Raw genomic sequence first — 21,795 nt, 5'->3', positions numbered from 1 at the left:
ACTGGATATTTCATGCAACACGCAAACTACCTGCCCGCCACCGAACTGCTGGCGCAATTCCGCACCGGAACGCTGGACCCGGCCGACTACCTGGAAACGCTGATCGAAGCGGCCCACCGTCAACAAGAGACGGTGAACTGCGCCGCCAGCCTGCACCTGGACGCGGCCCGCGCGATGGCGCTGGAGGCGCGCCGTCGTTATGCGGAGGGCACGGCTCGTCCGCTGGAAGGCGTGCCGGTGATCATCAAGGAAGAGACCAGCGTCAAGGGCTGGCCGCGTCCGCTGGCCTCGCTGGTTTACCGCGATAAGATCGCCACCGAGAACCATCCCATCGTCGACAAGCTGCTGGAAGCGGGCGCGATTCCGTACTTCCAGGCCTCCAATCCAGAGTTCTGCGTGCTCGGCCATACCTGGAGCAAGTTGTATGGCGTGACCGGAAATCCCTGGGCGACCGCGTATTCCTGCGGCGGTTCCAGCGGCGGCTCCGGCGCGGCGCTGGCGGCCGGCGTGGCGCCGTTGGCCACCGGCAGCGACATGGCCGGCTCGATCCGCCTGCCGGCATCGCTGTGCGGCGTGTACGGCTACAAGCCGCCATTCGGCCGCCTGGCCTGCGCGCCCGGCGACGAATACATGACGCAGGCGGTGGAGGGCCCGATGACGCGCACCTTCGACGACCTGGTGCTGATGCAGAACGTGCTGGGCGGCCCGCATCCGAACTCCTACACCACGTTGCCATTCACGCCGTTGCCGACCGAATACGGCGACCTGAAGGGCATGCGCATCGCCTACAGCCCGGCGTTCGGCCATCCTGCGCTGGCGGACGATATCCGCAGCAATATGATGGCGGCGCTGGACGGCCTGCGCGAGCGCGGCGCGGTGATCGAGGAAGTGACGTTGAACTGGGACTTGGAAGAAATCAACAACGTCCTGCTGGAAGGCTTGCGCGCGCTGTTCGTGGACGAGTTCATGCGCGACATCCCGCGCGCCGAGGCGCACAAGCTCAACAGCTACACCGCCGATCTGTACGAAAAGGCCGGCGGACCGCGCGCCTCGATCATGCCGAGCGCCGCGCTGGGCCAGCGCTTGCAGCGCGAGATGCAGGACAAGGTGTGGGGCAAAGGCTATAGCGCCTTCATCTGCGCCTCGATGTTGACCACCGACTTGGCCGCCAACCAGGACCCGGTGGCCGAGCCCATGCTCGACATCAACGGCCACCAGATCGACGCCTACCTGGGCTGGTGCCTGACGCCGCCGTTCAACCTGCTCAACCGTTATCCGGTGATGGCGGTGCCGACCGGCCTGTCCGAGCTCGGCGTGCCGACCGGCATGCAAATCGTCGCCAACGCCTACGACGACGAGACGGTGTTCCGGGTCGGCGCCAACCACGCGCGGGCCGGCACGTCGAAACTGTTCATCGAACGCTTTCCCACCATGGGCCCGGCGGCTTGAACTGCTGTGGCATAATCGGCGCTCTGCGCCGCAATTCGAACAGTCATTGAAACGTATGCAAAAAAAAGAATCCCTCGCCCAGGTGGCGCCGGCCAGCGCCAAGGCCGCCGTCAAGCCTGCCGCCAAGCGGCGCGTTCCGCAGCAGGAGCGCGGCATCAAGACGATCGAGGTCATCCTCAAGGCGGCCGGGCAGGAAATCGCGCGCGGCGGCCTGGGCAAGCTCACCACCAAGCGCATCGCCGAGGCGGCGGGCCTGTCGGTGGGCGGCCTGTACGAATACTTCCCCAACAAGGAAGCTGTCGTGCACGCGCTGGCCAGCCAGTGGCTGCAACAAGTCAAGGACGCGGTGGCCGCCATCCATCCGTCCAAAACCGGTTGTACCGATCTGATCCGTTATCTCGGCATGGTCTACGCCGCCGTCAAGCCCTTGTACCAGCAGGTGCCGGGAGTGAGCGAGCTGATCACGCTGCTGTCGTCGGTGCCGGCGCTGAAGGCGCTGGAACACGAGATCGACCTGCAGGTGAAAGCCCTGCTGACCGATGCCATCCAGTTCCTGGTGCCGTATGTCGACAAGGATCACTGCGGCGTCATGGCGCGCACCATGACCATCCTCGACCACCATATCCTGATCGAATCGATCATGCGCGATCCGGCGCATGCCGAGCTGTTCGAGAGCCACCGCCTGATCTGTCATCACGCGCTGGCCAGCCACATGATGCTGTTGAACGAACAGGGGCGCCTGGCCAAGCCACGTCCTGAAGCGCCGCCCGACGTCACCTAAGTTCTCGCCGCCCCTACTGCTGTTCCATCCGGCCACTGGCGTTCGCGCCGGTGGCGTGCGCCTGCGCATCCGCAGGACCTATCGCATCGAGAGCATTCATGAACCCAACTTTTTCCAAAGACTCGCTGGCAGGCCAGCCCTATGCCCGTTTCCTGGTCACCGATATCGACGGCGTCAGCCGCGGCAAGCACCTGTCCGGCGAAAAGATCGCCAGCATGCTGGACGGCGGCGGCACCATCGCCAGCGCCGTTTTCGGCTGGGATATCCAGGACCAGTTGTATGAGCAGGTCAGCTTCACCGGTTTCCACACCGGCTTTCCCGACATGGGCCTGGTGCTGGACCCGGCCACCGCGCGCCAACTGCCGTGGGACGACAACTGCTGGCTGATCATCGGCGAGCACACCCGCGCCGACGGCACGCCGTTGCCGATCTGCCCGCGCCAGGTGCTGAAACGGGTGCTGGCCAAGGCCGACGCGCTCGGCTATTCGGCCCAGGTGGGCGCCGAGTTCGAATGGTTTGTGCTGGACGAGACCGAGGTGTCGGTGCGCGCCAAGGGCTACCGCGATCTGCGGACCGCGACCCATGGCATGACCAACTATTCGCCGTTCCGCCTCGGCGCCCGGCAAGCGTTCGTGCGCGAACTGTTCACCAGCCTGAACGCCATCGACGTGCCGCTGGAAGCGCTGCACACCGAGGCCGGCCCCGGCAACTTCGAAGCGGCGATCCGCTACGGCGACGCGCTCAAGACCGCCGACCGCGCCGTGCTGTTCAAGGAATCGGTGCGCGAGATCGGCCGCCGCCACGGCCTGCTGAACACTTTCATGGCCAAGTATTCGACCGACTACGCCGGCTGCGGCCAGCATCTGCACCAGAGCCTGTGGCGCGACGGCCGCAACTGCTTCCACGATGCGCAGCGTGAACATGGCATGAGCGACGCCATGCGCCACTTCATCGCCGGCCAGCTGCACTGCCTGCCGCATCTGCTGCCGATGCTGGCGCCGTTCATCAACAGCTACAAACGGCTGGTGGACCATCACCTGGCCCCGGTCAAGCCGACCTGGGCGGTGGATAACCGCAACGCCGCCTTGCGCGTGATCCCCGGCGGCATCTACAGCATGCGGCTGGAGACCCGCACCGCCGGCGCCGACGCCAACCCCTATCTGGCGATCGCCGCCGCGCTGGCTGCCGGGCTGTACGGCATCGAGCACAAGCTGGCGCTGGAATTGCAGCCGGTGACCGGCGCCAACAGCGGCGCCGAGCAGGTCGAACGCCTGCCGCGCACGCTGGCCGAGGCCACCGCCGCGATGGAGCGTTCGCCGCTGGCGCGGGAACTGATGGGCGAGGAATTCGTGGACCATTTCGTCCAGACCCGGCAATGGGAAGTGGCCCAGTTCAACCAGAGCGTCACGGACTGGGAGCTGCAACGCTACCTTGAGCTGGCATGAGTACCGAACGCATCCATTCCTACTACAACGCCACCGCCAACAGCACGGCGCGCTATCCGAAGCTGGACGGTGAAGTGCGGGTTGATGTCGCCGTCATCGGCGGCGGCTTCACCGGCCTGGCCACGGCGCTGGAGCTGGCGGAGCAGGGCAAGCGGGTCGCGCTGGTCGAGGCGCACCGCATCGGCTGGGGCCAGTCCGGCCGCAACGGCGGGCAGGTCACGGGGAGCCTGTCGGGCGACGGCGCGATCCTGCGGCAGCTGACGCGCCGGGCCGGGCGCGAGGTGGCCGAGGACTTCATCTGGAACCTGCGCTGGCGCGGGCAGGACATTATCCGCCAACGCATCGCCAAGTACGGCATCGAGTGCGACCTCAAATTCGGCCACTTTCATGCAGCCTACAAGCCGGGCGACATGCATGCGATGTGCGCGACCTACGAAGAGCTGGTCCGGCGCGACATGGGCGACATGGTGGAACTGGTCGAGGCGCGCGACATGGGCCGCTTCCTGGCCACGCCCTTGTACCACGGCGGCATCTACAACCAGCGCAACCTGCACCTGCATCCGCTCAACCTGTGCCTGGGCGAGGCGCGCGCGCTGGCCAGCCTGGGCGGGCTGATCTTCGAACAGTCGCCGGTGCTGGAGATCATCCACAGCGCCACCCCGTCGCTGCGGCTGGAGGGCGGGCGCATCGTCGCCGACCAGATCCTGCTGGCGGGCGATGTCAGCCACAAGCTGGAGCGGCGCCGGCTGGGCGGCATGATCTTCCCGGCCGCCGGCGGCATCGTCGCCACAGCGCCGTTGGGGGAGCTGGCGCGGCAGATCAATCCGCAGGACGTGGCGGTGTACGACAGCCGCTTCGTGCTCGACTACTACCGCACCACGGCCGACGGCCGGCTGCTGTTCGGCGGTGGCGCCAACTACTCGGGCCAGGCCTCGCGCGATATCGCGGCCGAACTGCGGCCGTGCATCGAGCGCACCTTCCCGCAGCTGCGCGGGGTGGCGATCGACTACCAATGGAGCTGCGACATGGGCATCGTCATCAACCGGATTCCACAGTTGGGCAAGTTGGCGCACAATGTGTGGTACGCGCAGGGCTACTCGGGTCACGGCCTTGCCACTTCGCATATCGTGGGCGAGGTCATGGCCAAGGCCATCGCGGGAACGATGGACCAGTTCGACGTGTTCCAGCGCTTCAGCCATGTGCGCGCGCCGGTCGGCGACTGGCTGGGGCGGCACATGCTGGCGCTGGGGATGTGGTATTTCCTGATGCTGGAACGGCTGCGCTAGGCCGTCGCCAATGAGGGAAATCACGTAGCGGGGGAGTGGCCGGCGCCCGTTGTAGAACTGATATAGTTCCTTGCCGCCATTGCAGCGGCGATTTACTACTTTCGGAGACACACAATGAAAAATACTATCCTGTCCGTACTGCTGGCCGCAACCGCGCTGACCTCCTTGCCGGCGCTGGCCGCCGACACGGCCGCCGCCGCCGTGGCGATGGTGGACAAGGGCGCCAGCTATCTGCAAAAGAATGGCAAGGAAGCCCTGATCAAGGAAGTCAACAACAAGAATCCCGAGTTCGTCAACGAGCACACCTACCTGACCGTGCGTGCGCTGGACGGCACCCAACTGGCACATCCGACCAACCCCAAGCTGGTCGGCAAGAACATGGTGGTGCTGCCGGATGCGGACGGCAAGCTGTTCCGCAAGGAGATTATCGACACGGCCCAGGCCAAGGGCAAGGGTTGGGTCGACTACCGCTACAACAACCCGGCCACCGGCGAGATCGAGAAGAAATCGACCTACTTCGTCAAGCAGGGCGACATCATCCTGGAAGCCGGCATCTACAAAGGAAAGTAAACGGGACGCCACTTCCCGCCGCGTCATTTGCCGGTGAAAAAAACGCGGCAAACCGGCACCAGCTGTGATACGATTCCGTCTGTTATCGATAACTTGCGATGTTGCCGGTTGTGGTAACGATGCTTTGCCTCTCTCGTAAGTGTAGTTTGTGGCGGCCTGCAGGCCGCTTTGATCCGGCGGCGTTACCCCGCCGCCGGCTTTTTTGGGGGGGAAGGTGGAATCGCCACCGGCGGTCGCCGGTGCAACATCGCCAGTTAGCAACTAAACAAAGGCTGCCAGCCTGACACCACTGGGTTTTCCCGACGCGACCGCATATAATCGCCACTTGCGTGTGCCAACGATGATCGACGGTGCACGGATTTGCCAGCAAAGGAATATGGTGCCTGTAAAGAAAACTGACCGCAGCCAAAGTGGCGCGACGATCTACGACGTGGCGCGCGTTGCCGGCGTCTCGGCGATGACGGTGTCGCGCGTGATGAACCGCAACACCTATGTGTCCGAGACCACGCGCGACAAGGTCACGGCCGCCGCGGCGTCGCTCAATTACCAGGTCAATACCGCCGCGCGCGCGGCCCGCGTCGGTACGCTGGGCGTCGGTCTGCTGTACAGCAATCCCAGCTCTGCCTATATGAGCGCCTTCCTGGTCGGCGCAATGGAGCGGTGCAGCCAGAGCGGCGGACAGCTGATCCTGGAGCGCTGCGACGACATGCGCAGCCAGCGCAACGCCATCGCCCGGCTGATCGCCAACGGCGCCGACGGCATCCTGGTGCCGCCGCCGCTGTGCGACTCCAAATCCGCCCTCAAGCAGCTCGACCAGATTGGCATGCCGACCGTTGCCATCGCCACCGGCCGGCCGCTGGCCGGCGTCTCGGCCGTGCGCATCGACGATTACGCGGGCGCCATGGCGATGATGCAGTACCTGCTGTCGCTGGGGCACAAGGACATCGCCTTCGTGCAGGGCGATCCCCTGCACACCCCGGCCCAGCTGCGTTACCAGGCCTATCTGGATGCGATGGCGCAGGCCGGCCTGTCGGTGGCGCCGGAACGCGTCGCCCCCGGCCTGTTCACCTATCGCTCCGGCCTGAACGCGGCGCGCCAGCTGCTGGGCAACAAGAGCCGGCCGACCGCCATCTTCGCCGCCAACGACGACATGGCGGCGGCGGTGATCGCGGTCGCCCACGGACTTCATCTGCAAGTGCCGCAAGACCTGGTGGTGTGCGGCTTCGACGATACGCCAGTCGCCACCGCGGTCTGGCCGGAACTGACCACCGTCCACCAGCCGATCGGCGACATGGCGCGCGCGGCGGTCGACATGCTGATCGAGCAGATACGCCGTCGCCGCGCCGGCGAGACGGCGCCGGTGCAGCATCAGCTGCTGCCATTCACCCTGATCACGCGCGAGTCGTCCGACCCCGCCGCCGCGCCGGATCTGCTTACAGGATAAGGATGCCCTGCAGCGAGGAGATGCGCTCGGGATCGGACCAGCCGCCCAGCAGGCGGCCGGCCGGATCGAACTCCAGCAGCTGGCGGCCCTTGCCGCCGTTGTCCGGGCCATGTCCCTGCCAGTTGGCGACCAGCAGGTGGCCGTTGGCCTGTTGCTGGAAACTGGCGTAGAAGAACGGCGCCACCTCCGCCCCCAGTTCCACGGCACCGCCGAAGATGTGCGCCAGCCGCCCCGCGCGGTCGAAGCGCGCCATGAAGGCGCCGTAGCCGGCCGCCACCAGCGTCGAACCGTCGGCGCAGCGCTCGGCCCTCCACGCATGCTCGAAGCCCGGCGCGCGCAGTTCGCGCAGCGCGTTGAGCGCACTGTCGGTTTCCAGGATGTGATCGTTCATGCACAGCAGGTAGCCGCCCTCCGGGGTGGGGCGCATCAGCCGCACGTAGTCGCCGGCGCGGCGCGCGCTGCCCAGCAGTGCGCCGCCGGGGGCCAGCGTCAGCACGTTGATGCCGCCTTCGCCGTCGAGGTTGTAGCCGGTCAGCAGGGTGCGGCCGTCGTCCAGGCGCCGGGCCGAGGTGACGTCGGACCAGCGCTCGCAGGCGTCGAGCACCGCGCCGCTATGGATGTCGATTTCGAAGTAGCCGCGTTCGTAGCCGATCAGCGCGCGACCGTCCTCCAGTCGTTGCATGTCGCGCGCCAGCGGGAAGTCGGCCAGGTCGCGGGTCCAGCCCGCGCCCGGATCGCTGGTGTCGATCAGCGACAGCCGCTGGCGGCCTTCGTCAATGGCCAGCAGGCGATGGTTCAATGTCATGTGCGCTCCGTGTTTCATCAGTAGATCACCAGTAGGATGCCCAGTTGCGGCTCAGGCGCAGCAGGGCTTCGAGATAAAAGTAGTCGCCCCAGATGCAGCTCTCGTCGACGCCCATGCGCTGCGGCTTGTGGTAGACCGCGTGGCGCAGCAGGCCGCCGCCCGGCGTGTGGTCGTCGCCGCGATAATGCGTGGACAGCTGGCGCACCATGCGCAGCGCCGCGTCCTGGTAGTCGTTGCGCAGCGGATCGAGCAAGGGCAGATTGCTCGACAGTTCGAGCAGGCCGCAGGCGGCGATGGCGGCGGCGGAGCTGTCGCGTTCCTCGGCGCCCGAGGTGAACACCAGGTCCCAGTAGCAGATGCCGTCGTCCGGCAGCCGGTTCAGGTAGTAGTTGGCCAGCACCTTGGACAGTTCCAGCAGGCGGGTGTCGCCGTTGTGGCGGTACACCAGCGGGAAGCCGCAGATGCCCCAGGCCTGGCCGCGCGCCCAGCACGAGTCGTCGGCGTGGCCCTGGTGGGTCTTGCCGTGGCGCGGCGCGCCGGTGGCCGGATCGAAAAAGAAGGTGTGGAAGGTCGAGCCGTCGGCGCGCACGATGTGGCGCGCGGCAGCCTCGATATGGCGGTTGGCGGCGTCGCGAAAGGCCGGCTCGCCGCTGTAGTTGCTGGCCCAGTACAGCAGCGGCAGGTTCAGGTTGCAATCGATGATCATGCGGCCGGCCTGCTCGGGATCGTGCAGGTCGCCCCAGGCCTGGATGATGCCTGCGCGCGGCTGGTAGCGCTCCAGCAGCAGGCGCGCCGCGCCCAGCGCCGCTTCGGCCGCGACGGTGCTGCCGGTCAGCTGGTAGGCCGGCACGCAGGACAGGCTGTACAAAAATCCCAGGTCGTGGTGGGCGACGTTGTGGCGTTCGGCCTGGCGGCGGTGGAAGCCGAGCACATGGCGCTCGGCTGCTTCGCGGTAGCGCGGGGCGCCGCTGGCCTCGTAGGCCAGCCACAGCATGCCGGTCCAGAAGCCGTTGGTCCATTCATCGTTGCCGATCGCCGGATAGACGCCGCCGACGCTGGACGGCGCCGGGAACTGCTCGCCGAAGTGGGCCAGGTTGCGGTCGATGGCGGCCAGCGCGCTGGCCAGTGCCTGCTCGACCAGGCGCTGGTCGTCGCGGCGGGGGGCGCTGCCGTTCCTCAGTGTTTCCATGACTGCGGGGTTAAGAGACGGAGGCATTCGATTCCTTTGCAAGCGGTGAGGGTGAGGACAGGCGTTTGATTTCAGGCGGCGTCGCCTCCAGCGCCCATGCGGACAGCGCCAGGAACAGCGCGCCCAGCCCGGCCAGCGCCAGGTAGGTGGCCGGGAAGCCGAGCAGGTCGTAGCTCTTGCCGGCCAGCGGCGACAGGATCGCCAGCCCGAGCGAGTGGCCGAAGCTGACGCCGACCATGTACAGCGTCGAGGCCAGCCGGTTGTCGAAGTGGTGGGCGATGTAGCGGAACACCGACACCACCAGGATCGGCAGTTCCAGCGAATGCAGCATCTTCAGCACCGAGATCGACAGCGGGCCGACGGCGACGCTGGAGCCGCCTATGCGCAGCAGCATGATGGCGCCGGCCAGCAGCAGCCCGTGCTTGGCGCCGATGCGCCGCACCAGCAGCGGCGCCAGGAACAGGCCGCCGGCTTCGATGAAGATCTGCGCCGAGTTCAGGTAGCCGAACATGGCGGCGCCCTGTTGCGGCGTCGGGAACAGCGAGGCGAAGTAGCTGGGGAACTGCTGGTCGAACACCAGGTACAGATTGGTCACGCCCAGGATGAACACCATGAAGCGCCAGAACTTCGGATCGCGCAGCAATCCCAGCGCGTCGGCCAGCCTGACCTTGCCGGCGGCGGAGGTGGCTTGGTCGGCGCCGCCGCCGGTGCGCCACAGCGCCAGCATGGCAAGCAGCAGCAGGCCGGCGCCGGAGGCGATGAAGAAGTTGATGCCGGGGTTGATGTTGTACAGGCGGCCGGTCAGCATGGCGGCGCTGGCGAAGCCCAGCGAGCCGCACAGTCTCACGCGGCTGTACTCGAAGCCGTGGCGGCGGCCGATGCGGTCGACATACGATTCGACCGCATAGCTGCCGGCGATGAAGGTGACGCCGAGATAGGCGCCGCCGACCGTCGCGCCCAGCAGCAGGTTGGCCTTCAGCAGCGGCGCGTAGAGGTAGACGAAGAACAGGCCGCACAGGCTGCACAGCGTGGCGACCGCCCACAGGATGTGCTTGCGCATGCCGACCTTGTCGGAGACGAAGCCGTAAATGGGTTGCGAACACATGGCGGCGATGAAATTGGCCGAGAACACCACGCCGGCCTCGGCGCCGCTCAGCTGCAGCGTGCTGCGCAGCCACAGCGTCAGCAGCGACACGCTCATCGCCTGCGCGAAGAAGTAGATGAAGACGAAGCTGCACAGGAAGCGGAAATGGTTCTGCTTGTCGGTCATGGCCGGCTCCCTTCTGTGGCCGCGAGGGGCCTGATCCAGATCGCCTGGCCGCCAGACGGCGCCAGGCGCGCTTCGATGACGGTCGAGGCGTCGACCACGCGGCGTTCAACCTTCACGTGCGTGGCGCCGGGCGCGCCCGCGTCGTCGGAGTAGATGCTGGCCAGGTACGACCTGCCGGGCGTGAGGAACTCCAGCCTGACCGCCAGCGTGCGGGCGTCGTTGTTGGTGATGCTGCCGACGAACCAGTCCTCGCCCTTGCGACGCGTGGTGGTGATGAACTGGCCGGGCGCGCCCTGTGCCACCCTGGTCTGGTCCCAAGTGGTCGGGACGCGGTCCCAGAACTCCAGCTCCGGATCGTTGTGTTCCATTTCCGGCTTGTCGTACCAGTACAGCGTTTGCAGCGGGCTGTAGTAGATCGCCGCCAGCGCCAGCTGGTGCGCGTGGGTTGTCTTGATGCGCGGATCGAAATAGCAGATCGTGTAGTCGGCGGCGCCGGCCAGGTAGCGGGTGAACGGCAGTACCGTGTTGTGGGTGGCGTCGGGCATCTCTTCGTTGCCGCGCACGCCTTCGGCGGTCAGCAGGTTGGGCCAGGTGCGCTGCTCGCCGGTCGGGCGCCAGTCGTCGTGGATGTTGAGCATGATATGGGCGTCGGCCGCCTGGCGTATCGCCTGGTTGATCCAGGCCGACCAGCGCTGCGACCCCACCTGCACGAAGCCGAACTTGACGCCCTGGACGCCCCAGTCGCGGTAGGTTTTGAACAGCCTGTCCGACTGCGTCAGCAAGGCCTGCTGGTTCACATACAGCCACACGCCGATGCCCTTGCTCTTGCCGTAGGCTATGATGGCCGGCAGGTCGAAGTCCGGGATCGCCACCTTGCTGGCGTCCGAGTCGAAGCTGAAGGCCGGGCCGTACCACTTCCAGTCGAACAGGATGTATTGCAGGCCGCGCCGGGCGGCGAAGTCGATATTGGCCCTGGCGCTGGCGGTGGTCTGGGTCATCACCCGCATGATCTTGCCGGGCTTGATCCAGTCCGGTTGCGCGATGCGTGACGGCGGATTCAGGTTGAGGATGAAATAACTGTGCTCGGCCAGCGCGGCGGCCGATTCGGCCACCATGATGGCGCGCCACGGCGTGGAGAACGGCGAGATCAGGTCGGCCGCGTCGTGCATGGAGGCGACCAACGTGTTCGGACGCTCCTTGCTCAATCTGAACTTGGTGCGCGCGTAGTCGATCATCTGCGCCTCCAGCAGGCTGACGTGGATGCCGCCCAGCAGTTCCAGCGTCAGCGGACGTTCGGACTCGTCGGGCCAGTCGGCCAGCTCCAGCAGCTTGTAGGGCGCCTGCGCCCAGCCGTGATACCAGGCCTTGGCGCCGACCGGCAGCGCGAACTCGGTGTCGTCGGCGGTGATGCGGTAGTAGCTGCCCTTCGGATGCTCGGGAAAGCTGAAGCGGAAGGCCACGCCCTCGTCGTAGGTCCGCACTTCCAACTGCAGCTTGTAGTCGGGATTGTCGTCCTTGGCCAGGTCTATCGTCAGCAGGTTGTAGCGGTCCGGGATCACGGCCTGCTCGCCGTAGCCCGGCGCCCAGCTGGCGTTGTGCGCGCTGGTGTGGCTGCCGGTGACGGCGAGATTGTCGAACCATCTGGCGCGGCGGTCCACCTTCAGCGCCATCGCGCTTTCGGACAGGTGGTTGTCCAGCCGCAGTTCAAGCAGCGAGTCGAGGATCACCGGCATGTGCCGGTAATTGACGCGGTAGTACAGCCGGCGCGCGCCGCCGGGCAGCACGGCTTGATAGAAGATGTACTGGAGCTTCTGGTCGGGCGAGGAGACGCTGGCCAGGTGTTGTTGCGGCGCCGGGCCGGCGTGGGCGGCCGGCGGCAGCAGCGCCGCCAGCAGCAGGGCCAGGAAACTGGCAAGTATCTTCATGGTTGTCTCAATGATTATCGTTATGGTGATGATTGTAGACCGACACGGCCGGCAGCAAGCCATGCAGTTGCTCCAGCGTCGGCGGCGCGGCGCCCGCACCCAGGCAGGCCGCCGCGCCGCCGGCCACGGCATGGCGCAGGTGCTGGTCCAGGCCGGCGTCCGGGTGGCGCATCAGGCTGTAGAGCAGGGTGGCGATGCTGGCGTCGCCGGCGCCGACCGTGTCGGCCACCGCCACCGCCGGCGCGGGCGCGCGCCACTCCTGCGCGCCCCGCAGCAGGCGGGCGCCCGCCGCGCCCAGCGTGTAGAGGTAGAGCGCGTCTGGATTGATGGCGCGCAGCGCGGCCAGCGCCGGTTCCGGCTCGCTGCAGCGGAACAGGCCGCACAAGTCCTCGTCCGACACCTTGATCACGTCGGCCAGCGCCGCCATCTGGCGCAGCACCGGATCGTAGCGCTGGTCCATCAGCGCCCGGTAGTTGGGATCGTAGCTGATGGACACGCCCTGTTGCTTGAGCCGCGCGGCCATCGCCAACAGCTGGTCGCGCAGCGGCGGGCGCGCCAGGCTGATGCCGCCGAAATGCACCCACGACGCCGCGCCTTCCCAGCCGGCCGGCAGCAGGCCTGGATCGAAGTGCAGGTCGGCGCTGTCGTCGCCGACGAAGAAGTAGCGCGGCGGATGGCGCTGGTGGACGATGGCCAGCAGCGGCGAACGGCCCAGCTGTTGCAGGAAGCGCGGATCGAGTCCGGCGTCGGCGCTGGCGCGCGCCAGCGCGTCGCCGAACACGTCGTCGCTGACGGCGCCGGCAAAGGCGCTCGGCACGCCGAGGCGGGCCATCACGCGGGCCACGTTCCAGGTCGAGCCGCCGACCTGGCTGGTCCAGCTGTCGGCGCCGTCGCGCAGCAGGTCGGTCAGCGCCTCGCCGGCCGACACGAAGACTGGCAGGCCGCTCACGCCTCGTGCCCCAGCACCTGCAGCACTTCATAGCAGGCGCCCATGGTGTGGTAATCGACCTTGCCGGCAGGGCTTTTCTGGTCGCTGAGTTTCTCGTTGGCGGGGCCCAGCACGCGGTACCAGGCGCCGTGCCGGTGGTCGACGAAATGCCGCCAGCTGTAGGCCCACAGCTGGTCATACCAGACCCAGTAGCCGTCGTCGCCGGTGCGCCGCGCCAGCACGGCGGCCGCCGCCAGGCTTTCGGCCTGGACCCAGAAGTATTTGTCGGCGTCGCAGATCTCGTCGTCCGGGCCGAAGCCGTAGTGGAGGCCACCGTGCTCCGCATCCCATGCCTTGGCCACGGCCAGGTTGAACAGTTCGGCCGCGCGCGGCGCCAGCCATGCGGTCTGGCCGTCGAGCGCCACCGGGTGCCGTTCCAGCTGCAGCAGCAGCTTGGCCCATTCGGTCAGGTGGCCCGGCTGGTAGCCCCACGGCCGGAAGATGTTGCTCTTGTCGTGGCGGTTGTAGTCCCAGTCCACCGACCAGTCGGCGTGGTAGTGCTCCCAGATCATGCCACCGGCCAGCGCCGCCTGGCGCACGGTGATGTTGTGGGCCAGCAGGGCGGCGCGCTTCAGGTAATGGGTTTCGCCGCTGGCCTCGAAGGCCGCGATCAGCGCCTCGCAGGCGTGCATATTGGCGTTCTGGCCGCGATAGGGATCGAGCACGCTCCAGTCGGCGCTGGCCTGGTCGGCGTACAGGCCGTGCTCCGGCTGCCAGAAGCGGCGCTCCATCAGCGCGAAGGTCTCGGCCATGTAGGCGCGCGCCTCGCCGACGCCGGCCGCCAGCGCCTGCGCATAGGCCAGCAGCACGAAGGCCAGGCCGTAGCAGTGGTTGTCGCCGTCGATGACCTGTTTGGCGCCGTCGTTCCACGACAGCTGCCAGGCATAGCCGCCGGTGCGCGGATTGCGGTGGACCAGGCGCAGGAAGGCCAGGCCGTGGTGCAGCGCCTCCAGGTAGGCCGGGCCGCCGAACTGGCGCCAGGCCTTGGCGTAGTTGAAGATGAAGCGGGTGCTGCTGACCAGGTGGCGCGTGTGGTGGTCGTAGACCGTGCCGTCGTCGCGGAAGAAGTGGTAGAAGCCGCCGCTGGGGTCGATGCAGCGCGGGTGGTAGAAGCGCATGGTGTGGTCGATGTGCGACAGCAGCGTCTGGCGTGAGCGGAAATCGGGCAGCATGGTTCAGTCTCCTTGGCGGGCGTTCGGCCAGGCCGCGATGCGGTAGCGCGTGTGCCACGGTTGGTCGGGGTGCAGCGCCAGGCCGAGGCGGTCGGCCAGCGGGTGGCCGGACGGCGCCTGCGCCACCCGGCCGAGGTCGAACAGGCCGTTGAGCGGCTCGGCGCCGATCGCCAGGTGGCGGCTCTGCCACGGATAGTGGATGCGGCCGCCGTTGCTGATCCACAGCATCAGGTCCGGCAGTTGTTGCGTGTCCCACCACAGGCCGACGCTGGCGTCGTAATCGAGGTAGTGCAGGGCAAACGGCGGCTGGCCGCCGGCGGCTTCCACGGCGCGCACTTGCAGCAGTTCCTCGGCGGGCATGGCCAGCGGCAGGCGCGTCAGGTCCAGCGCGCCGTCGACGCCGGCCAGCGCCGACAGCGTGGCCGAGCGCGTGTCCGGCAACAGCCGCGAGACGGCGCCGGGCGGACAGGTCGGATAGCTGTGGATGCCGGCATGCGGGCCCAGCGCCACCCGCACCCGGCCCGGCGCCGGCGGAATGCGGAAGGTCGGATGCAGGCCGACCGGCATGCGCGCGGGGCGCCGGGCCCAGATGCCGAGGCTGATGTCGAGCGCGGGGGCGGCCGGATCGGCGGCGATCACGCGTTCGATGCGGGCGATGGCGCTGTCGGCCGGATAGTCGATCGCCAGGTGCACGCGCAGCGCGCTGGCCTCGACGCAGGTCCAGCGCTGGTTGGCGGCGTAGCCATGCATCCAGGCGTCGTCACCGGCCCGGGTACGCCAGCCGGGCGGCAGGTTGAGCGGGGTGTCGGCGCGGCCGAAGGGCACACACGGCCATTCGCCGCGCAGGCGGCGCAGCACGCCGGGCAGGCCGGCGGCGCCGGTGGTGCCGGCCCAGGGCGCGACGTGCATCAGGTCCAGCTCGCGCTCATCGTCCAGCCGCAGGCTCACCGGCCCGAGCATGCCGCCCAGCGGCTGCACCTCGGCGCTGCCATGGTCCCAGAGCAGGCGCCAGCCGCGCGCCGTGGCCGGATGGCCGGCGTCAGCGGCGTACATCGAGACCTCCGTTGTCGGCGGCCAGCACTTGCGCTTCGCTGGCCAGGTTGAAGTCGCCGGCGATGGCGTGCTTGACGGTGGCGGCGGCCAGCGCGAACTCCAGCGCGCGCGCCGCCGGCCAGCGCCGCCGCAACCCGTGCAGCAGGCCGGCGGCGAAGGCGTCGCCGGCGCCGATGCGGTCGACGATGCCGTCCATGGTGCGGGCGGCGGTGGCCAGGCTGGCGTCGCGGGTGTGCAGCTGCGCCGACAGCTCATGGCGCTCGACGCCGTGTTGCACGCGCACGGTACAAGCCAGGTGGCGCAGGCGCGGAAACGCCTGGAAGGCCGCCGCCACGGCCTGCGTCTGGCGCTCCACGTCGGCCAGCTCGGGGCGGCCCAGCAGCAGCGCGATGTCGCGCTGGCCGGCGAACGCCAGGTCGACATGCCGCATCAGCTCGGCAAGCACGGCGGCGCCGTCCTGGCCCTGTGCTGCCCATAGCGAGGCGCGGTAGTTGCCGTCGAACGAGACCGGAACGCCCAGTTCGCAGGCGGCGCGGGCGGCCGCCAGCGCGGCCTGCGCGGCGCGTCCGCCCAGCGCCGGCGTCACCCCGGACAGGTGCAGCAGGCTGGCGCCGCGCAGCAGCGCCGGCCAGTCGTAGCGGGTGGGGTCATATTGCGCGAACGCCGAGCCGGCGCGGTCGTAGACGATTTCCGCCGGCCGCTGGACGGCGCCGGGCGTCAGGAAATACAGGCCCATGCGGCCGGGCTGGAACACCAGCGGACGGGTATCGACGCCGTGGCCGCGCAGCGCGTCGCGCGCGGCGTGGCCCAGTGGATTGTCCGGCAGTACGCCGGCCATCGCCACCTCGTGGCCGAAGCGGGCCAGCGACACCGCCACGTTGGCCTCGGCCCCGCCGATGCAGGTGTGCAGCGCCGGCGATTGCAGCAACAGCTCGCCGCGCGGCGCCGACAGGCGCAGCAGCAGTTCGCCAAAGCACAGCACATGGCCGTCTTGCCGATAGTGGCCGCTCATCGGGCCAGCCATCCGCCGTCGACCGGCATCAGCGCGCCATGCACGTAGTCGCTGGCGCGGCTGGCCAGGAATACGGCGATGCCGGCCAGGTCGTCGGGACGGCCCCAGCGGCCGGCCGGTATGCGCGCCAGGATGGCGGCCGAGCGTCCGGCGTCTTCGCGCAGCGCCGTGGTGTTGTTGGTCTCGAAGTAGCCGGGCGCGATGGCGTTGACGTTGATGCCCAACGCCGCCCATTCGTTGGCCAGCGCGCGCGTCATGCCGGCCAGTGCGCTCTTGCTGGCGGTATAGGCCGGCACCCGGACGCCGCCCTGGAACGACAGCAGCGAGGCGACGTTGATGATCTTGCCGGCGCCGCGCGCGGCCATGTGCCTGGCCAGCGCCTGCGACAGGAAGAACACCGAGCGCAGGTTGGTGTTGAGGACCGCGTCCCAGTCCTCCTCGGTGACGTCGAGGCTGTCGGCGCGGCGGATGGTGCCGGCGTTGTTGACCAGGATGTCGATGCCGCCGTTGAAGGCGATGGCGGCGTCGGCCACCGCCTGCAGCGGCGCGGTCGAGCCGAAGTCGGCCTGCAAGAACAGGCAGCGCCGGCCCAGCGCCCGCACCCGGTCGGCGGTGTCGTCGGCCGCGCTGCGGCCAGCCGCGACGATGTCGGCGCCGGCTTCGGCCAGCGCCACGGCGATCGCCTGACCCAGCCCGGTATTGGCGCCGGTGACCAGCGCGGTCCTGCCGTGTAGATTGAAGAGATCGGACATGGCTGCTCCTACTTCAGCTGGCAGATGTCGAGCACGTTCATATCGGTATAGTCGAGGTTTTCCCCGCCCATGGCCCAGATGAACGCATAGCTGGACGTGCCCGAACCCATGTGGATCGACCACGGCGGCGACACCACCGCCTGCTCGTCGGCGACCACCAGGTGGCGCGCGGCGTCCGGCTCGCCCATGAAGTGGAACACGCGCTGGTCGGCCGCCAGCCGGAAATAGAAATACACTTCCGAGCGGCGCTCGTGCAGGTGCGGCGGCATGGTGTTCCACACGCTGCCGGTGTGCAGCACGGTCAGGCCCATCAGCAACTGCGCCGAATCGCACCCCCCCGGGATCACGTACTGGTAGATGGTGCGGGCATTGGAGGTGGCGGCGCTGCCGCGTTCGAGCGGCGTCGCCTGCGCATGGCTGATGCGGGTCAGCGGATGGCGCGCGTGGGCCGGCGTGGAGACCAGGTAGTAGCGCGCCGGATTGGCCGGATCGACCGATTCGAACAGCACCTCGGCGCTGCCCATCGGGATGTACAGGCCGTCCAGCGGGGCGAGTTCGTGCAGCTGGCCGTCGACCCGGACGCGGCCGGCGCCGGCCGCGACGTTGATCACGCCCAGCTCGCGGCGCGCCAGCAGTGGCTGGCCGGCGGCGGCGGGCGGCTCGGCGTGTGCGGGCAGGGGCAGCGGCCGGTCCAGCGGGGCGGCGCCGCCGATGACGAAGCGCTCGTGGTGGCAATAGTTGAGGACCACCTGGCCCGGCACGAACAGGCCGTCGAGCAGGTAACGCTGGCGCAATTGTTCGTTGCTGGCCGATTCCATCATGCTGGGATGGGTGGCGTGTAATACTTTCTGGTACATAGGCTCTCCTTGCCGCAATTTTTCTGATGATCTGTTATCGATAACAAGTATAATGGCATTTCCCTTGGAAGTGCAATATGTAGAGGAGACTGTTTTTGAAAACCGTAATCGCTGCCGGTTCCGCTGTTGCCGGCCTGATGCTGGCGCTGCCGGCGTTTTCCGCGCCGGCGGCGCCCTGGGTGGCCGACCTGGGCGACGGCCGCTATCGCAACCCGGTGCTGCACGCCGACTATGCGGACCCGGACGCCATCCGCGTCGGCGACATGTACTACCTGGTGTCGTCGAGCTTTAACAACGCGCCGGGACTGCCGCTGCTGCAATCGTCGGACCTGGTCAACTGGGAGCTGGTGGGCCATGCGCTGCCGGCCTTGCCGCCGGCGCCGGTGTTCGCCGTGCCGCAGCCGGGCAAGGGCGTGTGGGCGCCGGCGCTGCGCCATCATGCGGGAAAATTCTGGATCTTCTATCCCGATCCCGACTTCGGCGTGTACGTCATGACGGCGGAGCGCTTTGCCGGACCGTGGAGCGCGCCGCATCTGCTGTTGCCGGGCAAAGGCATCATCGATCCGGCGCCGCTGTGGGACGACGACGGCAGGGCGTGGCTGGTGCATGGCTGGGCCAGGAGCCGCTCCGGCATCAACAACATCCTGACCCTGCGCAGCATGAACGCCGACGCCAGCGCGCTGCTCGACACGCGCGGCAAGGACATCATCAAAGGCGACCTGCTGCCGGGCTACCACACCATCGAAGGGCCCAAGCTGTACAAGGCCAACGGCTATTACTACGTGTTTGCGCCGGCCGGCGGCGTCGAGCAGGGCTGGCAGTCGGTGTTCCGCTCGCGCGGCATCGAAGGGCCGTATGAGGACCGCATCGTGATGGCGCGCGGCACCTCGGCCATCAACGGCCCGCACCAGGGCGCCTGGGTGGACGGCGCGGATGGCAAGGACTGGTTCCTGCACTTCCAGGACCGGGGCGCCTATGGCCGCGTGGTGCACCTGCAGCCGATGCGCTGGCGCGACGGCTGGCCGGTGATCGGCGCCGAAGTCGGGCAGTCCGGCGTCGGCGAGCCGGTGGAGAGCTACGACAAGCCGGCCGGCAAGGACCGCGGCATATTGGCGCCGCCGACCGGAGACGAGTTCGCGTCGCCGCGCCTTGGCCTGCAATGGCAGTGGAACGCCAATCCGGCCAAGGGCTGGCACGCGCTCGATGCGCGGCGCGGCCACCTGCGGCTGTACGCGCAGCCGGCCGCCGGCAGCGCGCGCATGGCGCCGTCGCTGCTGACGCAGAAATTCCCGGCGCCGGCCTTCACCGTCGACACCAAGCTGGAACCGCACGGCGCGCGGCTGCGGCGCGCCGGGCTGGTGGTGCTGGGCGTGCAGTATGCCTGGCTTGGGCTGCGCCAGAGCGGCGGCGTCACGCAACTGGCACTGGCGCGCTGCGAGAGGCCGGCGCTGGCTTGCGAGGAGCAGGTCGAAGCGCTGCCGGTGGCCGTCAAGGGGCCGGTCTACCTGCGCGCGCGGGTGGACGAGGGCGCGCTGGTGCAGTTTTCATACAGCCTGGATGGCGTGGCCTACACGCCGGCGGGCGCGCCGTTCCAGGCGGTCGCCGGCCGCTGGGTGGGCGCGCAAGTCGGCTTGATGAGCCTTGCCGCCGAAGGGACGCCCGACCGGCAATCCTATATCGATGTCGACTACTTCCGTGTCGGCCGTTAAAAAATATAAAAGGAGATAGCAGATGAACACTCGAATCGCCAGCGCCGTCGCCGCGCTGTTCCTGGCCTGCGGTCCTGCCGCCGCCTCGCAGCTGCAGGTTTTCCCGTTCGTGGAAGCGGTGCGCTACACGCACCACAACGACGACTACACGGTGCGGGTGCGCACGCCGGGCGGGGTCTGGCAGGACCTGTACGAATACAAGGTCAAGGTCGACCTGGACAACCCCAGCGACGCCTCCATGGTCTATTTCAATTTCGACGGCCCGGTCGAGGTGGCGGTGCAGAAGAATAACGGCCGCTTCAGCGAAGTGAAGATCCGGCCAACCGGCAAGGGCGTCAAGCCGGTGGTGCGCGGCCGCACCGCGTACTTCACGCTGGCGCGCCCGGAAAACCTGAGCGTGGAGTTCGACGACGACCACCTGCACAACCTGCACCTGTTCACGCATGCGATCCGCAAGGACATGCCGGCGCCGCCGCCGCGCGCGGCCAATGAACTGATCGGCAACGGCGCGCCGCCGGACTTCACGCAGCCGGTGGTGTACTTCGGGCCGGGCGTGCATGACGGCGAGTTCAATGTGCGCTCCAACTCCACCGTCTACATCGACGGCTCGGCGCTGCTGAAACGGCCGCTGATCATCAACGGCGTGGAAAACGTCAAGGTCATCAGCGATGGGCTGTTCGACAGCGTCGATATGCTGGCCATCAAGAATTCGCGCCATGTGCTGATCGACGGGCCGATCTTCTTCAACCAGCCGCACGGCACCATGCGCTGCATCACCTCGCAGGACATCGAGGAACGCAGCATCCGCACCATCGGCGCGGGCAAATGGTCGGATGGGCTGGGGCATTTCGCCTGCGAGCGCGTGACCGTGGCCGACAGCTTTATCCGCACCTCGGACGACAGCGTGACGCTGTACAACCACCGCTGGGACATCTGGGGCAACACGCGCGACATCGTAGTCAAGGACAGCACCTTGTGGGCCGACGTGGCGCACGCGGTCATGATCGGCATCCACGGCAACACGCCGACGCCGGCCCACCCGCAGGCGGAGGTGCTCGAGCGCATCCGCTTCAGCAATATCGACATCCTCGACCACGACGAGGACGATCCGGAATACGAGGGAGCGATCGGCATCATGGCCGGTGACGACAACCTGGTGCGGGACGTGACGTTCGAGGATATCCGCGTCGACCGCATCGAGGAGGGTAAGCTGTTCAACCTGCACATCGCCTACACGCCCAAGTACAACACCAGCCCGGGACGCGGCATCGAGAATGTCCTGCTGAAGAACATCAGCTTCACGGGCGAGGGCGCGCCCAGCGCCTCGGTCATGTACGGCCACGACGCGCAGCGCAAGGTGCGCAACGTCGTCATCGACAATGTCACCGTGGGCGGGCGCAAGCTGACGGCCCCCGAGATCAACGTGCTCGATATCGGCCCGTTTGTCGAAGGCGTCAGCTTCAAGTAGCGGTCAGGCGCCGCGACCCCGACGGCGGCGCGATGCCGCCGTCATCGCCATCCATCCCAGTCCCATCATTGTCCAGGTGGCCGGTTCCGGTACCAGGGACACCCGCGCGTCGGCGATCGCGACGCCTATCGTGCCGGCCTGCTGCGCGCTCAGGCCCGGCGTCCAGCTGAAGTCCGCCAGCGCGCCGCTCACCGGGTTGTAGTGGCCGAGCGGCGTGTTGCCGTCGTCATAGGCGGAGACCACGAAGTGGCTGACATAGCGCGTCAGCGGATCGGGTTCGCCGTTGAACGTCAGGTCGAACGACAGCACGCCGCCGAACGCCACCGCGTGGAACAAGTCGTTCGAGGTATCGTTGCGGAACTGGTAGCCGCCACCGAGCGCCGTGACGCCCCAGGAATCGATGTAGGCCGAGCTGTCGAAACCGGCCAGGTTGGACATCACGGCGGTGGCCAGCGGCACGCCGGCAGTGGCGCTGAGTTGCAGGTCGAGGTAGCCGCTGGCGGTGCCCAGGCCCGCCGTGTCGATGGCGACATGGATGGTGGCTGCGCTGGCCGCGCCGCTTGCAAGCAGCGCGGCCAGCGCCACGCGGCGCAGCAGGGAGTGTACAGGTGAGGTCATGA

The 21,795-nt window shown here is 67.9% G+C and carries 19 protein-coding genes; 8 read left to right on the top strand and 11 right to left on the bottom strand.

Annotation, left to right across the window (positions count from 1 at the left end):
- The first annotated feature begins 12 nt into the window (after positions 1–12).
- The 6 genes from KVP70_RS00925 to KVP70_RS00900 all read left to right on the top strand — a co-directional run bounded on the left by KVP70_RS00925 (position 13) and on the right by KVP70_RS00900 (position 6,975).
- The gene (locus tag KVP70_RS00925) at positions 13–1,449 is read left to right on the top strand and encodes an amidase (RefSeq protein ID WP_217940149.1); all 1,437 of its coding nucleotides are present in this window, start codon (positions 13–15) and stop codon (positions 1,447–1,449) included.
- A 55-nt stretch (positions 1,450–1,504) separates the two neighbouring features.
- Positions 1,505–2,230, top strand: coding sequence for a TetR/AcrR family transcriptional regulator (locus tag KVP70_RS00920; protein ID WP_217940148.1), 726 nt, complete (start codon positions 1,505–1,507; stop codon positions 2,228–2,230).
- A gap of 98 nt (positions 2,231–2,328) precedes the next feature.
- Positions 2,329–3,675, top strand: coding sequence for a glutamine synthetase family protein (locus KVP70_RS00915; RefSeq protein WP_217940147.1), 1,347 nt, complete (start codon positions 2,329–2,331; stop codon positions 3,673–3,675).
- Entirely contained in the window at positions 3,672–4,961 is a 1,290-nt protein-coding gene (locus KVP70_RS00910) for an NAD(P)/FAD-dependent oxidoreductase (RefSeq protein WP_217940146.1), read from the top strand. The genes KVP70_RS00915 and KVP70_RS00910 overlap by 4 nt, the downstream gene beginning before the upstream one ends.
- Before the next feature lie 114 nt (positions 4,962–5,075).
- The gene (locus tag KVP70_RS00905; RefSeq protein WP_217940145.1) at positions 5,076–5,531 is read left to right on the top strand and encodes a cache domain-containing protein; all 456 of its coding nucleotides are present in this window, start codon (positions 5,076–5,078) and stop codon (positions 5,529–5,531) included.
- 376 nt (positions 5,532–5,907) lie between these two features.
- Entirely contained in the window at positions 5,908–6,975 is a 1,068-nt protein-coding gene (locus KVP70_RS00900; RefSeq protein WP_217940144.1) for a LacI family DNA-binding transcriptional regulator, read from the top strand.
- On the opposite strand, the gene KVP70_RS00895 is transcribed toward KVP70_RS00900, so the two are convergent.
- From KVP70_RS00895 to kduI, 10 genes are read right to left on the bottom strand one after another with little or no spacing between them, the layout of a single operon-like run.
- Positions 6,965–7,780 (bottom strand): hypothetical protein, encoded by an 816-nt coding sequence (locus KVP70_RS00895; RefSeq protein WP_217940143.1) that lies wholly within the window; start codon positions 7,778–7,780, stop codon positions 6,965–6,967. The two genes, KVP70_RS00900 and KVP70_RS00895, sit on opposite strands and share 11 nt — an antisense overlap.
- Before the next feature lie 25 nt (positions 7,781–7,805).
- On the bottom strand, positions 7,806–8,969 hold the full coding sequence (locus tag KVP70_RS00890; protein ID WP_217940142.1) for a glycoside hydrolase family 88 protein: 1,164 nt from the start codon (positions 8,967–8,969) through the stop codon (positions 7,806–7,808).
- 10 nt (positions 8,970–8,979) lie between these two features.
- Complete coding sequence (locus tag KVP70_RS00885) at positions 8,980–10,239, bottom strand: oligosaccharide MFS transporter (protein ID WP_217940141.1); 1,260 nt, start codon at positions 10,237–10,239, stop codon at positions 8,980–8,982.
- Positions 10,236–12,164, bottom strand: coding sequence for a glycoside hydrolase family 97 protein (locus tag KVP70_RS00880; protein WP_217940140.1), 1,929 nt, complete (start codon positions 12,162–12,164; stop codon positions 10,236–10,238). Before KVP70_RS00880 ends, KVP70_RS00885 begins: the two co-directional genes overlap by 4 nt.
- A gap of 7 nt (positions 12,165–12,171) precedes the next feature.
- Entirely contained in the window at positions 12,172–13,113 is a 942-nt protein-coding gene (locus KVP70_RS00875) for a carbohydrate kinase family protein (RefSeq protein WP_217940139.1), read from the bottom strand.
- Complete coding sequence (locus KVP70_RS00870; protein ID WP_217940138.1) at positions 13,110–14,324, bottom strand: AGE family epimerase/isomerase; 1,215 nt, start codon at positions 14,322–14,324, stop codon at positions 13,110–13,112. The genes KVP70_RS00875 and KVP70_RS00870 overlap by 4 nt, the downstream gene beginning before the upstream one ends.
- 3 nt (positions 14,325–14,327) lie before the next feature.
- A complete protein-coding gene (locus KVP70_RS00865; RefSeq protein WP_217940137.1) occupies positions 14,328–15,377 on the bottom strand; it encodes a hypothetical protein in 1,050 nt (349 codons plus the stop codon).
- Complete coding sequence (locus KVP70_RS00860) at positions 15,364–16,389, bottom strand: sugar kinase (protein ID WP_217940136.1); 1,026 nt, start codon at positions 16,387–16,389, stop codon at positions 15,364–15,366. Before KVP70_RS00860 ends, KVP70_RS00865 begins: the two co-directional genes overlap by 14 nt.
- Complete coding sequence (gene kduD / locus KVP70_RS00855; RefSeq protein ID WP_217940135.1) at positions 16,386–17,141, bottom strand: 2-dehydro-3-deoxy-D-gluconate 5-dehydrogenase KduD; 756 nt, start codon at positions 17,139–17,141, stop codon at positions 16,386–16,388. The genes KVP70_RS00860 and kduD overlap by 4 nt, the downstream gene beginning before the upstream one ends.
- Before the next feature lie 8 nt (positions 17,142–17,149).
- Positions 17,150–17,998: a 5-dehydro-4-deoxy-D-glucuronate isomerase gene (kduI, locus tag KVP70_RS00850; RefSeq protein ID WP_217940134.1), complete on the bottom strand. Its 849-nt coding sequence runs from the start codon at positions 17,996–17,998 to the stop codon at positions 17,150–17,152.
- Positions 17,999–18,093: 95 nt separating this feature from the next.
- Between kduI and KVP70_RS00845 the strand changes: the two genes are divergently transcribed.
- Both KVP70_RS00845 and KVP70_RS00840 read left to right on the top strand, forming a co-directional pair.
- Positions 18,094–19,707, top strand: a complete 1,614-nt coding sequence (locus KVP70_RS00845) for a glycoside hydrolase family 43 protein (protein ID WP_229224500.1) — start codon at positions 18,094–18,096, stop codon at positions 19,705–19,707.
- A gap of 22 nt (positions 19,708–19,729) precedes the next feature.
- Positions 19,730–21,175 (top strand): glycoside hydrolase family protein, encoded by a 1,446-nt coding sequence (locus tag KVP70_RS00840; RefSeq protein ID WP_217940133.1) that lies wholly within the window; start codon positions 19,730–19,732, stop codon positions 21,173–21,175.
- A 3-nt stretch (positions 21,176–21,178) separates the two neighbouring features.
- Here KVP70_RS00840 and KVP70_RS00835 read toward each other — a convergent pair whose 3' ends face one another.
- Positions 21,179–21,793, bottom strand: coding sequence for an NF038129 family PEP-CTERM protein (locus KVP70_RS00835; RefSeq protein ID WP_217940132.1), 615 nt, complete (start codon positions 21,791–21,793; stop codon positions 21,179–21,181).
- Between the last annotated feature and the right edge of the window lie 2 nt (positions 21,794–21,795).

The organism is Duganella violaceipulchra (assembly GCF_019166075.1).
In the GTDB taxonomy this organism is placed as follows: domain Bacteria; phylum Pseudomonadota; class Gammaproteobacteria; order Burkholderiales; family Burkholderiaceae_D; genus Rugamonas; species Rugamonas violaceipulchra.
Note: the sequence above shows the minus strand (reverse complement) of the source record. Positions and strands in the feature narration are given on the sequence as shown.